At 59.2% G+C, this 14,507-nt stretch carries 14 protein-coding genes; 9 read left to right on the plus strand and 5 right to left on the minus strand.

Annotated elements, in window-relative coordinates:
• Positions 1-17: 17 nt before the first annotated feature.
• The 4 genes from QFZ33_RS23890 (at position 18) to QFZ33_RS10705 (ending at position 4,054) form a co-directional block, all read left to right on the plus strand.
• Entirely contained in the window at positions 18-149 is a 132-nt protein-coding gene (locus QFZ33_RS23890; protein ID WP_373427343.1) for a hypothetical protein, read from the plus strand.
• Positions 146-1,306: an NAD(P)/FAD-dependent oxidoreductase gene (locus QFZ33_RS10695; protein WP_307027267.1), complete on the plus strand. Its 1,161-nt coding sequence runs from the start codon at positions 146-148 to the stop codon at positions 1,304-1,306. Before QFZ33_RS23890 ends, QFZ33_RS10695 begins: the two co-directional genes overlap by 4 nt.
• Before the next feature lie 4 nt (positions 1,307-1,310).
• On the plus strand, positions 1,311-3,083 hold the full coding sequence (locus tag QFZ33_RS10700) for a helix-turn-helix domain-containing protein (RefSeq protein WP_307027268.1): 1,773 nt from the start codon (positions 1,311-1,313) through the stop codon (positions 3,081-3,083).
• Positions 3,084-3,289: 206 nt separating this feature from the next.
• Positions 3,290-4,054: a type 1 glutamine amidotransferase gene (locus tag QFZ33_RS10705; RefSeq protein ID WP_307027271.1), complete on the plus strand. Its 765-nt coding sequence runs from the start codon at positions 3,290-3,292 to the stop codon at positions 4,052-4,054.
• Between the two features lie 101 nt (positions 4,055-4,155).
• Here the strand turns inward: QFZ33_RS10705 and QFZ33_RS10710 are convergent, their stop codons facing one another.
• The 3 genes from QFZ33_RS10710 to ald form a co-directional block, all read right to left on the minus strand.
• A complete protein-coding gene (locus QFZ33_RS10710) occupies positions 4,156-4,650 on the minus strand; it encodes an HtaA domain-containing protein (RefSeq protein ID WP_307027273.1) in 495 nt (164 codons plus the stop codon).
• 487 nt (positions 4,651-5,137) lie between these two features.
• Positions 5,138-5,383, minus strand: a complete 246-nt coding sequence (locus QFZ33_RS10715) for a hypothetical protein (RefSeq protein ID WP_307027275.1) — start codon at positions 5,381-5,383, stop codon at positions 5,138-5,140.
• Positions 5,384-5,451: 68 nt separating this feature from the next.
• Positions 5,452-6,567 (minus strand): alanine dehydrogenase, encoded by a 1,116-nt coding sequence (gene ald / locus QFZ33_RS10720; protein WP_307027276.1) that lies wholly within the window; start codon positions 6,565-6,567, stop codon positions 5,452-5,454.
• Between the two features lie 136 nt (positions 6,568-6,703).
• On the opposite strand from ald, the gene QFZ33_RS10725 reads away from it, so the two are divergent.
• The 4 genes from QFZ33_RS10725 (at position 6,704) to QFZ33_RS10740 (ending at position 9,743) form a co-directional block, all read left to right on the plus strand.
• A complete protein-coding gene (locus tag QFZ33_RS10725) occupies positions 6,704-7,186 on the plus strand; it encodes an Lrp/AsnC family transcriptional regulator (RefSeq protein WP_307027278.1) in 483 nt (160 codons plus the stop codon).
• Between the two features lie 393 nt (positions 7,187-7,579).
• The gene (locus tag QFZ33_RS10730; RefSeq protein WP_307027280.1) at positions 7,580-7,999 is read left to right on the plus strand and encodes a PAS domain-containing protein; all 420 of its coding nucleotides are present in this window, start codon (positions 7,580-7,582) and stop codon (positions 7,997-7,999) included.
• Between the two features lie 44 nt (positions 8,000-8,043).
• Positions 8,044-8,823 carry an MBL fold metallo-hydrolase gene (locus QFZ33_RS10735; protein WP_307027282.1) on the plus strand — a complete coding sequence of 260 codons (780 nt, stop codon included), beginning with the start codon at positions 8,044-8,046 and terminating at the stop codon, positions 8,821-8,823.
• Between the two features lie 173 nt (positions 8,824-8,996).
• On the plus strand, positions 8,997-9,743 hold the full coding sequence (locus tag QFZ33_RS10740) for a winged helix-turn-helix transcriptional regulator (RefSeq protein WP_307027284.1): 747 nt from the start codon (positions 8,997-8,999) through the stop codon (positions 9,741-9,743).
• 139 nt (positions 9,744-9,882) lie between these two features.
• On the opposite strand, the gene QFZ33_RS10745 is transcribed toward QFZ33_RS10740, so the two are convergent.
• Complete coding sequence (locus QFZ33_RS10745) at positions 9,883-12,030, minus strand: amylo-alpha-1,6-glucosidase (protein WP_307027286.1); 2,148 nt, start codon at positions 12,028-12,030, stop codon at positions 9,883-9,885.
• 468 nt (positions 12,031-12,498) lie between these two features.
• Between QFZ33_RS10745 and QFZ33_RS10750 the strand changes: the two genes are divergently transcribed.
• Complete coding sequence (locus tag QFZ33_RS10750) at positions 12,499-13,644, plus strand: MFS transporter (protein WP_307031767.1); 1,146 nt, start codon at positions 12,499-12,501, stop codon at positions 13,642-13,644.
• A gap of 462 nt (positions 13,645-14,106) precedes the next feature.
• Here QFZ33_RS10750 and QFZ33_RS10755 read toward each other — a convergent pair whose 3' ends face one another.
• On the minus strand, positions 14,107-14,448 hold the full coding sequence (locus QFZ33_RS10755; RefSeq protein ID WP_307027288.1) for a metal-sensitive transcriptional regulator: 342 nt from the start codon (positions 14,446-14,448) through the stop codon (positions 14,107-14,109).
• Positions 14,449-14,507: the final 59 nt, after the last annotated feature.

Below are 14,507 nucleotides of genomic sequence, written 5' to 3' on the forward strand. Positions count from 1 at the left end.
AAGGCTACGCGCACGTCATTCCTGGCCGCGAAAACAGCGGCGATGAACCTAACGTCCGCAAGGCCATCCGGAACTGCCCCGAACGGGCAATCCTGGAACGGGAAACGAGCGAGGCCAGCGTGAAAGCATCAGAGGTTTCGGCGTCGTGACACATCTGCCAGACCGGGTTGCGGTCATTGGCGCTTCGGTTGCATCGGCGATGCTGATTGAACGCAGTCGCGAGCTGGGCTTTGCAGGCGAATTTATCGTCATTGATTCAGACCCGAACGCGCCCTACGACCGGCCCCCGCTGTCCAAGCAATTCCTTCTTGGCACTGGTCCCGTCGAACCGGCCGAGTGGTGGCCGGAAGCTACGCCGATCCTGAACGCAAAGGCGATCGGGCTCCTGACAGACAAGCGGACCGTCCTGACGGACAAGCTCGGAGAAGTAGCAGCTGACGCGGTCGTCATCTCCACAGGAGCCGGCTCAATCCGGCTGCCGAACGAGCCAGCGGGCGTCCTCAGCCTAAGAACCGCCCAGGACGCCCTTGCCCTGCGCAACGCCGTACATGCAGGAGCCTCCAGCGCGATCATCATCGGCGCCGGAACCATCGGTGCGGAACTGGCATCTACACTCGCCCAACGTGGGCTTGCCGTCACGGTAGTAGATCTGGCTCCGCAACCAATGCAGCGCTTCTTTTCAGGACATCTGGGGGAGGAAGCGAAGGCATGGATGCACCAGGCCGGTGTTGTAACTCACTTTGGGGTTGCTGTGGAATCCATTCAGAAAACGGATGCGCAGTGGACGGTCCGGGTCAGCGGCCTGGACCTGCACGCCGACCTGGTTATTAGCGCTGTCGGCGCGCGGCCCAATACCGAATGGCTGACCTACAGCGAGCTCGACATTTCCAACGGAGTCCGTTGCACTGCGGACGGGAAAGCCCTGCTGACCCCCGGTGAAATCGCCGACGGCATCTTCGCTATCGGAGACGTTTCGGCCCGGCAGGCCGAGGACGGGACCTTTCGACGGTTCGAGAGTTGGACCCAGGCCCAACGGCATGGCGCAGCCCTGGCTGAATACTTTGCCGGCTTCGACTCCAGCGAACTGGAACAGGCTCCATACGGGTGGACGGAGCAGTTCGGCCGAAAGGTACAGGTACACGGAATGCTTCCGCCGGCAGGCGAACTTGTACAGGTATACGCTGCAGAGGAACGCAACGCCGCCTTGTACCGGATTGGATCTACGGAGGAGGACGTGGCCTGGATCGGCGTCAACGCGCCAAGGCAGTTCAGCCGGGCCTCCATGGGCATGAGCCTTCTAAGCTGAAACGATGGAATCCCCTGCTGAGCCCGCGGCCTCGCAACCGAATGAGGTCCTGCCCACTGACTATCGCCACAAACTCCAAATAGCAGAGCTTCGCGCAGATACCCTGTCCGAGCTCACGCAGCTAATGGCGGAAGGACCGGATCCACTCGCGCTTGCTCAAAGAGCAGTGGACCTGGTAGCCAGGGCAACAAACTCAGCAGGGGTTTTCGTCTACCTGTGGGATGAACAGGAACAAGTCCTTGTCATGCGCGCAGGAACCGCTGGAGTGCAAAGCCAGCAAGTGGGAAGAGTCACCCTTCGCCTCGGCGAAGGTGTAACTGGCTGGGTAGGGCTCACCAGACAGTCAGTTGTCCTTAACAAGAACATTCAGCAGGACCCGCGGTTCGTCAGCATCAGCGAACTGCAGGAAGAAGATTTCAATTCGATGCTGGTTGTCCCGATCGTGGCACCGGCCGGGGCCCTCCTTGGCGTGTTCAGCCTCTGGTCATATGAGGAGGAAACCTTCACCTGGGAGTCAAAGCTGATTGCTGACGAGGTGGGAGTGCTGCTAGCCAGCGGCCTGCTGCAGGCTGAGACCGTTGATGACTTGCGGCGCCAGTCCGCAGCAGCGCACTTCCTTGTCGATTTCCCGATCAACGCCGCCACTTCCGTCCTGCAGTGCGCCCAAGTGGCGGCCCAGGCGATTCTTAAGCACATGAGCTCCGACGGCTGCGTCATCGAATATTTCGGGCGTGGTCCAGCCACCTCGCCGCCCACGGCCATCGCAATGGACAAGGGCGAGCGAAGCGGAATCGTGATTCGAACCACTCACTCACGAACGGCAACGTCCGAATTCATTGAATCCAACTTCGCCGGACACGAGCGGGTATCTGTCTCCTTTGGCCTGACGAGCACCCGGGGCATCGTCACGTGCTATCGTCCACGCCGCTATTCCACCAGAGAACTCGATCGGCTGAGCGCCATTTGCTCTCAGCTGGCCGCCCTGTTTGAAGCAGTAGAACTGGAGTCCGTCGGTTCATCCCATGCTTCACGCTTGCTCCGAAGCGTCGGCACGAGCACATTCGCCCGCATTCTTGAGGAGTCAGGCTGGTCCAAGGGCCGCACTCTGCCGGTCTTGGTGCGAGTGAAACGGCTGAAATTCGACTCTGATGCGGTGTCCAGGCGCATCGCCCCCTATCTTCAGGATCTGGCCGGCCCCCGATCCCTGGTCTTCACGGAAGGCCCCCTCAGCCTGCTCTTTATCGATACCCCCTCCGGCGCCGGAGAAGAGATTAAGGCGAAGCTGGAGACAACTCTTTCTGACCTCGACGAACACCGTGGAGTCTCAGCTTTCGCCGGCGTGGGTCCACTGGCGCGCGACGTCGCCTCTCTGCAGCCAGCGCTTTCGGACGCCGAAACCGCACTGGCCTGGACAGAACTGGTCGGCAGGACGTCAGGGAGAAGGGTCACCTCGTTCAGTGATATAGAACATCTGCAGGAACTGCCGCTCGTGGGGGAGGGGATGTCTGCAGAAATTAAGGGCGTGCTCGCTGAACTGAGGTCCCTTGTGCACTACGACACGGAAAATGGAACGCAGCTGGCCGAAACAGTTGCAATGCTTCTATCCAACAAAGGATCCATTGCCGACACGGTCTCGAAGCTGCACATTCACCGCAACACGCTCCGGCAGCGCCTCCAGCGTGTGGAGCAGCTCATCGGGCATTCCTTTGAGGAAGCAGGAGACTGGCTGCCTACAGGCATTGCTGCCCGCCTGGCGATACGCGAAAGCGGCCAGTAGTAAGCGTTCTTGCAGCACATAGAGCTAAATCCAGGTGTGCAGCATGCCCTGCGGCCAAGAGCAGAACTGCTCCATAGTAGTGAGCGGTCAGTGTCCGCTGGAACGCAAACGCCTAGCACCTTGAGCTGCTCCAGCGGGAGCCCGCTGCAGGCCCACAGGGTTACGTCAAGCCCGCCTCTACATCAATTCAACAAGGAAATTCGAAAATGAAGCCGCACACAGAGTCATCCGGAGGAACCGGCAGCGTACAGGTCCTGGTCATACAGCCGGATCCGCACTGCCCCCTTGACCGTTTCGCTTCGTGGTTAGCCGACGAGGGAATAACCGCAAGAGTTGTCCAGCCCTTTAATCACGACACCATCCCGCAAATTGTGGAAGAGGACGCTTTGGTGGTTCTGGGCGGGGACATGAGCTCCCTGGATGACCACGTCTACAGCTGGCTTGCAGACATTCGAAACCTCATTGTCGACGCTTCCGGCAACAGGAAGCCGACATTAGGCATCTGCCTCGGAGCTCAGCTGATGGCACAGGCATTCGGTGGAACCGTCACCCGGGGAGACCAGGGCCTTGAGGCAGGGGTAGTTCGGGTCGATTGGCAAGCCGACGCAGCCGAGGATCAGCTCGTGGGCGGGTTACCGCGTCCCTTCCTCGCCGGGTCCATGCACGGCGACGTGATCGCCCAACTTCCGCCCTCAGCGGTCTGGCTCGGCATGACCGATCAGTATCCACACCAAGTCTTTCGCGTGGGTGACATGTCGTGGGGCGTTCAATTTCACCCGGAACTTTCGCCAGTTAGCTACCGTCAGTGGTTGACCCTGGTGGACGATAACGACCCAGTTGCCCTCCAGCGGGCAGGCCAAGGGATGAGCGAACTCGAGCAACAGGACGAGACGGTGGCGGCCCACACAGAAGCACTGGCACGACGATTCTCTGGGCTCGTGCGCACCACTGCTGGAGTAGCTGCAGGTTAAATCCGTGGGCCCGCAGACAAAGCTGCGGGCCCAGCAAGACTAACTACAGCAATTTAGCTGTGGCAGACCATGGCAGACCACAGCGAGTTCGGTGTGCCCGATCAGCGGATTGGGGTGAGCGCGGGAGCTCTCATTGTCAGCGGCGCCAACGTCTCGCCAACTATATAGCTGTCAGCAAAGATTGCTGTCCCTGAGTCGGAGAGCGTTACCTCAACGTCCGCCCACATGGTGATGCCGTCCTCGGTCAATGGAGCCGGCAAGCTGAGCTCGGCGAGCCGCACGGTCTCGTCTCCTTGCTCGATAAGAAGGTATGCAGCGTCCGCGCCAACCTCGATTCTCGGCTGACGTATCGAGACACTCATAAGCCCGTGATGGGCGAGAAACCGCGCTTCGCCGCCGAAATGAAGCACGAGGCTTCGTTCGTCAGGCCTGTCAACCTGCCTGAGAGGAAAATAGAACTGCTCTGTACTTGTCACGGCAGCTCCATCGCCCAACAGGATGCGGCCGTCGCGCATCGACTGCACGTACTGGATAAAGCTGTCTTTCACCGCCCACGCCATCCCGGTGTCTGCTCTTTCTACAGGTAGTTCGGGCATTGGAATTCCTTCGCTAGCCAAGTTTGGTGACTCTATCTTCATGCCAACTAAGAGGATCATCCTGTGCCTTGAGCACAGCATCCGTCTCGCATATGTGCCGTATGACCAGAGAAGAAAAACGATGCCGATTACAGTCGCAGGCTAAAGTGCCGAGCCAGCCCGGGGCGGAACGCTGGACCGTCATAAGAATCGCAGCAGCAAGGACGCCGCAACTGACCGTCTCCCTCACGTGCTAGTGGAGAGGTTGATGGCCGACGCTGGTTTCGGGCGCAAGGCGTTCATAGACCATTCCAGCAGGAAGCTGGCTGCAACGCTCGGACGTATAGGACCACGGTCCGTACCAGGTAACGAGAACGCCACAGGATTCAGCCTTGGCCAACTCTGTCCACAGACGCACGATGTCTCTGTCGGACTGTTGCTCCCGCTGGTGGTGCTCCACATGGTGTGCGCGGTCAGACTCATGACGGTCTACGTCTGCCACTTGCCGTTATCCTTGATCGTGATTATCAAGGCTGGCCCTGTGGGTTTCCCATTTATAGTCGATCCACACTTGGAAGCCGTCGCTGCGTTCAAAAAGGCGGCGGGATTCCGCTCCGTTGCCATCCAGCCATAGGATCTGGTCGTCTGCCGTTACCGCATCGACGATCCCGCGGCGGATTTCCTCGCCCTGGAGCTTGACGATGACTAGCTGGCCAACGAGCGGCTGCCATTTTTGTTGCAGATGTAGTGCCATCTCGACGCCGTGCTTTCTTCTTGGCGGGGACCAAGTGCCTGCCCTCCGGAGGGCAGGCACGCCGTCCATCAAACGGTAACGAGTTCTTGCCAGTCAGCGAGATCATGTCCATGTGCGTCGCTGACAGACCTATGGGTGACCTTTCCTGCCGCGACGTTTAGTCCGGCAGCTAATGCGGGGTGTCGTTCGAATGCACCTTTAACTCCATGGTTGGCCAATGCCACGGCGTACCGCAGGGTGACGTTGGTCAGGGCGTAGGTGGAGGTGTTGGGTACGGCGCCGGGCATGTTTGCGACGCAGTAGAAGATGGTGTTGTGCACGTTGTACGTCGGTTCCTGGTGCGTGGTGGGACGGGTGTCCTCGAAGCAACCGCCCTGATCCACGGCAATGTCCACCAGAACGGAGCCGGGCTTCATGCGGGCCACGAGACCGTTGGTAACGAGCTTGGGCGCTTTGGCGCCGGGGATGAGGACGGAGCCGATGACCAAGTCGGCGTCCACCACGGACTTTTCAATTTCGTAGCTGTTTGAGGCGATGGTCTTGAGCCGGCCCTGATACTGGGCGTCCAGTTCGCGCAGCCGGTTGATGTTGATGTCCAGGATGGTGACGTCGGCGCCGAGGCCCAGGGCCATGGCGGCAGCATTAGTGCCCGCAACTCCGGCGCCGAGGACTACCACCTTGGCGGGCCGGACACCGGGAACACCGCCCAGCAGTACACCTTTGCCCCCGGCCGGAGCCATCAGCGAGGAGGCTCCAACCTGCACGGAGAGCCGGCCGGCAACCTCGGACATGGGGGCCAGCAGCGGGAGCGCGCGGCCTTCCTGCACCGTCTCATAGGCGATGGCTGTGACTCCGGATGCCACGAGTGCCTGAGTTAGCTCGGGTTCGGCTGCAAGGTGGAGATAGGTGAAAAGGAGCAGCCCCTCACGGAAGTGACAGTATTCGGAAGCGATGGGTTCCTTGACCTTCATCACCATGTCCGCTCGTGCCCACGCCTCTTCAGCACTATCCACAATTTCAGCACCGGACAGGGCGTACTCCTGGTCGCTGATGCCTGAGCCCACACCAGCGCCTGCTTCCACGAGCACTTCGTGGCCATTGGTTTTGAGCTCATGCACGCCAGCGGCGGTGATGGCAACGCGGAACTCGTTGTTCTTTACTTCCTTGGGAACGGAGATGATCATAGCGAAGTCTTTCTGTATGGATTGAGGCTTATGGCCATCAGGATGGCAGAAACTGCAGGCACGCGCAGGGAATCCGCAGAAGATGCATAGAATGGAATAAAAGTGACTAGATTCTCCAATTTGAAGGGTGTGTGTGGTGCCCCACTCGCAGAAACTGCAGCGCACAGCTTCTGAAGACATCGACCAGAAACTTCTGAATCTGCTGGCGGAGAACTCCCGGCAGACCAACCAAGCCTTGTCGGAAAGACTCGGGCTGGCACCATCCACGTGCCTCGCCCGAATCAAGGCGCTCAAGGAATCGGGAGTTATAAAACGCTTTACGATCGAAGTGGATCCTGAGGCCATGGGTATGCCCCTACAAGCCCTGGTCAGCGTTCGGCTTCGCCCAGGCGCGCGGCATTTGATGAACGCATTTGGCAAGGAACTCCGGGACTTGCCCGAGATCAAGCAGTTCTTCGTCCTAGGTGGTGCCGACGACTTCCTGATCCACATCACCGCGAGGAACACCGAGCATATCCGCCAGTTTGTCCTGGAACATTTGTCCTCGAACCCTGCTGTAGCTGGCACCCAAACCAACCTGGTGTTTGAGCACGGGCGGGGAACAACGTCAGGGCTGTAAGCGCTCTATCAGGGCCTACATATCAGCAGTGGGGCAGATGCGGAGCTGCGCAGGCGGGTATTAAGAGCCCAGACCACTCCACAGGGGAGTGATTGGCAGCCTGCGAAGAACCCGCTTGTAACTCCTATAACGGTCCAATCATCCCTTCGCCCTGACAAGCTCAAGCGAAGCGAGGCGACGAGGGGTTCTTAGCAATCTTGCTGTTGACAGCTGAAGCTAACGCTCGGACCCAATGTGCATCGTCGTCCGTGCAGCTGAAACCTGCCATGTCCTCGAAATTTGCGACGTGGCTTTCTGGTCCATCTCTTGCACTGGTGGATGACACAATGCGGTGCTGCAATGGGGCCTACGAGACGCACAGGCGCGTCGAACAACAGGAAAGGAATCCAGAGAGTGTCAACTTCAGGTGCATCCACCGTGGACTATCAAAAGATTTTCGAGAGTCTCCCGAGCCAATACATCATCGTTACACCAGACAGGACGATTGTCGCTGCCACCGACTCATTTCTCGCATCAACCGGGAAGAGCCGCAGTGCAATCGTTGGCATGGACATCCTTGATGCCTTCCCAGACAATCCCGACAATCCCGAGGCTAAAGGCACGGAAATCTTGCGCACGTCCATCGAGCGCGTGGTGGAAACAGGACAAATCGACATACTCCCGCCCGTTCGCTACGACATTGAGAACGCGGACGGTGTTTTTGAACCTCGATGGTTCCAGCCCCTGAACGCCCCGGCTTTCGATGACGACGGAAAGCTGGTTTATGTGCTGCATGGCGCGGAAGACATCACGGCTCAAATGAGCAAGAGCTGACTCCTTCCCCAACCGACCCCCACTCCAAGCGACAAGGACGACAAATGGACAATGTCACAGTGACCCTCATTGGAGGACCCACGCTGCTTATCGAGATCGCCGGATATCGGATGATCACTGACCCTACCTTTGATCCACCTCAGGTCTATCACCACCCGATCGCCGGCCCGGTCATCAAGAACCTCGGCCCGTGCGCCACCCCTGAGGAACTTGGACAGGTCGATCTCGCTCTTGCCTCCCACGAGCACATAGACAATCTGGACGTGGCCGGCCGAGGTTTCTTAACCATGGTTCCACTCGCCCTCACGACCACCGAGGCAGCAGAGAGCTTTGGTGCCAACGTCGTGGGTATGGGCGACTACGACGTGCAAACTGTCCAGCTCCCCGACGGGAGGCAGATGAAGATCACGGCAGTTCCAGCCCACCATGGCCCTGAAGGAGTATGGGAGGCCCTTGGGCCTGTCATTGGTTTTGTGTTGGAAGCGGAGGACATGCCGACGATGTATATCAGCGGTGACAATTCCGAAGTCGACATCGTGCGTGAAGTTGCAGACCGTTTTCCGAGGATTGACATCGCCGTACTCTTTGTGGGCGGCGCCAAATTCGATGTGATTGCGGATGGGGCCTACATCACCCTCAGTAATGAAAGAGCCCTTGAGGCAGCCAAGATCTTGGGTGCGAAGAAGATTGTGCCCGTTCATGAAGACTCTTGGGCACATTTCAGTCAGAACGCAGAGCAGATCAGCCGGGTCTTTGCCGATGCCAGCCAAACCGACCTGCTCGTTGCACTGAAGCCGGGGGAGTCTGCGGACATCCGGCTCTAGGCAGCGAATAGATATGACGGGGGTTGGGCGGCGGCGTCCAACCCCCGTCATATCTTTAAAACCCCTTCCTGTAAATGACCGAGGCCGCACCATTGGCAGTACCTATGGGCATAGCGCACACACCGCCCCTGCAAGAGTCGGCAAGAATGGCGGCACCATAGTCCAGTGAATATTTGGAGTTTCAGGACGAGATGACAACCGTTGCAGAGCAGTTGCCCCGAGAACACAACGACCAGGTAAGGGCTGGCGGGCACTTAAGCGCCGACTATTGGTCAGTATCACAGGGACTGCGGCTGCTGGGAGATCGCTGGTCGTTGTTGATCGTGCGTGAGCTGCTGGCAGGCGAAATGGGTTTCAATGATTTGTCGCGCGCACTGCCAGATCTATCTCGAACACTGCTATCGCAACGACTTAAGCACTTGGTCAAGGCGAAACTGGTATTGCGTGATGATGAGACAGGGCCGCGCGGTTCAAGACGTTACAGGCTGACAACGGCTGGTTTGGCGCTGCGGCAGACTTTGGAGTCACTGGGGGTTTGGGCGAGTCGATGGCATGCTCCCTTTGAGAATGACCTCCAAGCAGGGCTGGGCACGTTGCTTCAGCACATGAGCCGCAGCCTTGTCACGGAGTCCTTGCCACGGACCTCGATCGTCATTGCATTCGAGTTTGAGAACCCTGCGGGAGGTCCCTGTGAAGGCTGGATCTGTGCGGAGAACGGTAAGACGATCTCCAGCATCAGCCGCGCGGAACGCGTTCCGGATCTTAAAATCCATGTCACGCCACGCGTGCTCTACGACCTCTGGTGGGGGATCCGCAGATGCGAGGATGCACGGCAACTGGGTCACATTGGATTCGTGGGCCCAAATGATTGGGCCGCTGCATTTTCGAGGTGGTTCGGCCCCCGGGGAGTTTCCCCATAGGAACGTACTTTCAGGGCCCAACAAGCCCAGGTTGATCCCAGGTGTACGTGGAGCAGCGGTGGCAACACTGTGCTGCCGTGTTTCATAATCAATCCGACGATTTGCAGAATGAGGGAGCGGCGCGCTTCCGGCCGGTTTGTTATTGCATCCTGGCCTGGTCCACCAGTTCCGTGATCCATGGCCGGTGCCCCCGGTGGAACACTATTCCCGGGGGCAGTCCTTGGACGGATGGGGTGGAAGCGGTTATGTCGATGGTGATCCGGCCACCGCCCAGGGGAGCGTTAGTGATGTGCAGGTCGCCGTAGGACTCCGGGAGGACAGGGTCAATCCAGAGCCCCCCTCTGGACACGTGGGTGTCATACCGCATGAGGCTCGTTATCAGCAGGATAGGGGCGGTCGCTGCCCAGGCCTGGGGCGAGCAGGCCGTAGGATAGGGCACAGGTGCGGCCAGGTGGTCCCTACTGAACCCGCAGAACAGCTCCGGGAGCCGGCCGTCAGAATATTCGGCAGCCTCCAGCAGAGCGGTAGAAATCCGCTGGGCCTCGGCGACGAATCCGTAACGCAGGAGCCCTGCGGCAACGATCGCGTTGTCGTGTGGCCATACTGAGCCGTTGTGGTAACTCGCGGGGTTGTAGGCGCCCATGTCGCTGGCCAGAGTTCGAACGCCCCAACCGCTGAACATCTCGGGGGACATCAGCCGTTGAGCTACCTGGGGGGCCTTATCATCATCGACAAGACCATACACAAGGCAGTGACCCATGTTGGAAGCACAAGCATCAACCTGCCGCTTCTTCCCGTCGAGGGCGATTGCATAGTAACCGCGCTCGGGTATCCAGAACTTTTCGTTGAACCGCTTTTTCAGCTGCGCGGCCCGGTCGGCGAGCTCATCCCCTAAAGCTTTATCTCCGGTGTCATACGCCATCCAGGCACGCGCGGTGTAAGCGGCGTAGACGTAGCCTTGAACCTCACACAGTGCGATCGGAGGTTCGGCCAGCCGGCCGTCGGCGAAGTTGATTCCGTCCCAGGAATCCTTCCAGCCTTGGTTGATCAGCCCCTGAGGATTGAGTCGCTCGTACTCGACGAAGCCGTCGCCGTCCTTGTCGCCGTAGTCCCGGATCCAGTCCAACGCGCGGTCGGCGTGAGGCAGCAGGGCTGCGATGGTTTCTTTGGCAAAGCCCCAGCGGCTAACCGCCCCGATCACATCCACAAACAAGGGGGTTGCGTCGACGCTGCCATAGTAGGTGGATTTCCCGCCCAGGGACAAGCCACTGGAGACGTCGAGTCGGACCTCGTGGAGGATCTTGCCCGGCTCCTCTTCGCTCATGGGATCGACGACTGTACCTTGCCGTTCCGCCAAGGTTTGCAGCGTTCCCAAGGCCAGGGAAGGGTCAACCGCCAGCGCCATGTGGGAGGCCCACAATGAGTCGCGTCCGAACAGCGTCATGAACCATGGCGCACCGGCAGCCACTACCACCCGGTCCGGATGATTCGGGTCCTCAATGCGAAGAGCACCCAAATCATCGTAGCTGCGGCGCAGGGTACGTTCGATGGATCGATTTCCCATCTGCAGCGCCGGAATTCTGGAAACCCATTCCCGCCTTCGCCGATCCCGCGGAGACAAACCGTCCCCGTCAGAATGGACGAAGGCTTCTGCAGGACCGGAGGCATCGGTGGTGGGCACAACAGTCAGAACTGTGTTCCAGTTGCCATGGGGCGGGACGCTGACCCTGTATGTGACGGTCTCAGATGTCATTTCCGCGCCATTGGCCCGAATCATCACGCCCTTCCGAACATGCTCCCAGGCAGCACTGATGATCAGTGCGTCTCCGTCCACGCGGCGGGTTTCGTCCCAATGCCGCTGAATGCTCGCCTCCTTCACTTCGAAGAGGTCCGCAAAATCCGCCTCCGCCCTCATGGTGATTTCGCATTCGACTGGGTCGGGAGAGTAGTTGCGAACGATAACTTGCTCCTGGATGCCCGCTCCCACTTCGCGCAGCCGCTCCACGATTAGCGGGCTGTCGGCATACCCCTCCGAACGGGAAATCCTCCCCACAAACAGAGCCCGATAAGGCTCCTTCGTCTCCGCCGCCAGCGGCTCAAGCTTTTGGTCATTAACGGTGAGACTCCAGCCTGAGAGGATGCGGGCGTCGTGGACGAAAAGACCATGCGGATGTTCGGCCAGGATGTCGCCATTCGGTAAGGAAATACAGAAGGACGATCCCTCGACCAGAGTAACCGCCCCCGCCCCCAACGGGCCGGCTGCGGTGTCAGCATTCCAACCGGCCATCCTGGCCCCTCAAGAGACTAACAACAGCGCGCCGTTGCCTTTCCAAGGTCATCCGGCTGCCGTTACCGCCATTTCTTCACACAAGACGCTACGCTTCCTTGTCTGCACAATCCAGAGCTCTGACGTTTGGTGCTGCTACCCAAGAACCGGCTACGGGCTTCCATCAGGCTTTCCATGTGCACCTGACACTCGAGGGCAAGCCCGGGAGTACCCGGATCGTCACTTCATGATGCCGTTGGCCACAGAAATAGCCGCCGAGACAGGGGTCTTACCGGACTCCACGCCAACGCCTACATCGCTACGTTCGGCGCTCTGCCGCTCTTGTGCAGACGGGCGGACCGGCGGGAGTTCTCGCATCCACTTCTACTCCCGTGCTTTAACGCCTGTGAGGATTGGGGTGGCTGGTCTGGGATTGGCTGGCAGAGTAGGTGCAGGTCGTTCCACCCCGCGGTCGTGACTCGTTAAACGCTGGTTGGGTTCTACTACAGTCCATTCTTTGAGCTTGCGCTCTCTACCCACGCCGGCCACATGTTGATGTGCATCCATTTCCTCCTGACGGGATACCTCTTTGCCTGGGTGCTCATCGGGATCGATCCCGGACCGGGCCGGTCACCGTACCCCTTCAGATTGATCATGTTGCTCGCCACCATGGCATTTCATGCCTTCTTCGGACTTTCCCTAATGCACGGCACCGAAATCCTGGCACCCCAATGGTGGGCAAGCCTTCAACTCACCACCGATCAGGAAGCCCTCCTGGCAGACCAGCAACGAGGCGGCGCCATTGCGTGGGGCGTAGGGGAGATACCCACTGTCTCGGGGATCCTCGGTGTCTGTCTGCCCGCGGCACTCCTGGTCGGTGCCTATGTCGTGCAGATGGTGGCACCGCTCGGCGAGCTGGCAATGTTCATGTTCCCTGGGGCTATCGCTGCCGTGCTCCTGGTTGCGTTTCTGTTCATCCTGAAGGACAAGCGCCTCATGCCTGGAGACAAGCCGGCATGGTCATTCAGGGAGCTTGCCTCAAGCTTTTACATCAACCCGCGCAAGGCACCCGATTTCACGTGGGCGTGGATCAGCCGCTTCCTCTTTGTTCTTGGTCAATCGTTCCTGCTCACCTACCAGGCGTTCTATCTGCTCAACAGAATTAAGGTCTCCGAAGCCGATCTTCCGAATGAGATCTTCATCGCCACCCTGGTGTCATCAGTGCTTTGGATTGTCTCCAGCGTCGTAGGAGGACGTCTCTCGGATGCCAGCGGTCGCCGCAAGATCTTCACACTTGTCTCCGCAGCCGTGTACGGGATCGGGTTGCTCGTCGTTGCCATGTCAACGGAGATGACCCTGTTCCTTGTCGCAATGGCAATTACCGGCATCGGCATCGGCATCTACTTCGCAGTTGACCTCGCTTTGGTGGCAGATGTCCTGCCCGACCCGAAGAACGCCGCGAAAGACCTCGGTGTCTTCAACATCGCCAGCGCCCTGCCGCAATCCATTGCTCCCGCTATCGCTCCAACGATTCTGTTGGTGGGCGGAGGCAACTACTCAAGCCTCTTCATGATTGCAGGCGTCTGCACCATTCTTGGCGCCTTCGCCATCCTTAAAGTCAAGAAGGTCAGGTAACCATTCCCCTGTCAGGGTGACCCCCACTTGGTCACCCTGACAGAGCCCGTCGGGATCCCATTGGAATGCCGCATCAGTCCGGACCCCGTCAAGCACCGGCCACATGGGAGTTACTAGTCCACAGTGCACGTTACAACCCGCCGATGGAAGTCTCGGCCTACACTGGGCTGCACGCCAGTTTGCGCCACTTTGAGCAACACCCCGTCGCAAGCCTGGTGGATTTCAACCAGCACGACGCCGTGATCCGGGACGCGTTTTTGTTTGAGCAGTGCACGAAGTGCCTCTAGATAAGGTCGGCATTCACACGCTGTCTAATCAGCTTCCCGTAAGCGCCAGATTGGGAAATCCTCCGGCGACAGTCATTGGGACAGTTCAGCCGGACAAGCTTGGTCAAGAAATTCGTGGATGGGAGCGTTTCGTGTTGCCTCCGAGTGCTCCTCGCAGGTAGTCGAGGCCGCCGGGTTAGGAACGGACGAAGCGGGCAATGGCGTCGGAAACTTCCTTAAACTTGGCTTCCGCTGCTTCTCCATCAAGTTGGGCGGCGTCGAGGACGCAGTGCTTCATGTGGTCATCAAGTAGTCCCATGGCGACGCCGCGCAGTGCGGCGTTGAGGGCCGAGATCTGGGTGAGGATGTCGATGCAGTACTGCTCCTCCTCGATCATCCTATGGATGCCGCGGGCTTGTCCTTCGATCCGTTTTACTCGTGCCAGGTACCGGTCTTTGTCGGTGATGTAGCCGTGGGCTGACTCGTGCCCGGCTTCGGTGTCCGGGGTGTGCGGCAGCTTTGCGGCGGAGATGCTCATGATTCGTCCTTGTGGTGTGAGTCGTTTACGCATGCGGCGAGGGCGTGCGGCAGGATGAT

It is taken from the genome of Arthrobacter globiformis (genome assembly GCF_030815865.1).
GTDB classification, from domain to species: Bacteria; Actinomycetota; Actinomycetes; order Actinomycetales; family Micrococcaceae; genus Arthrobacter; species Arthrobacter globiformis_B.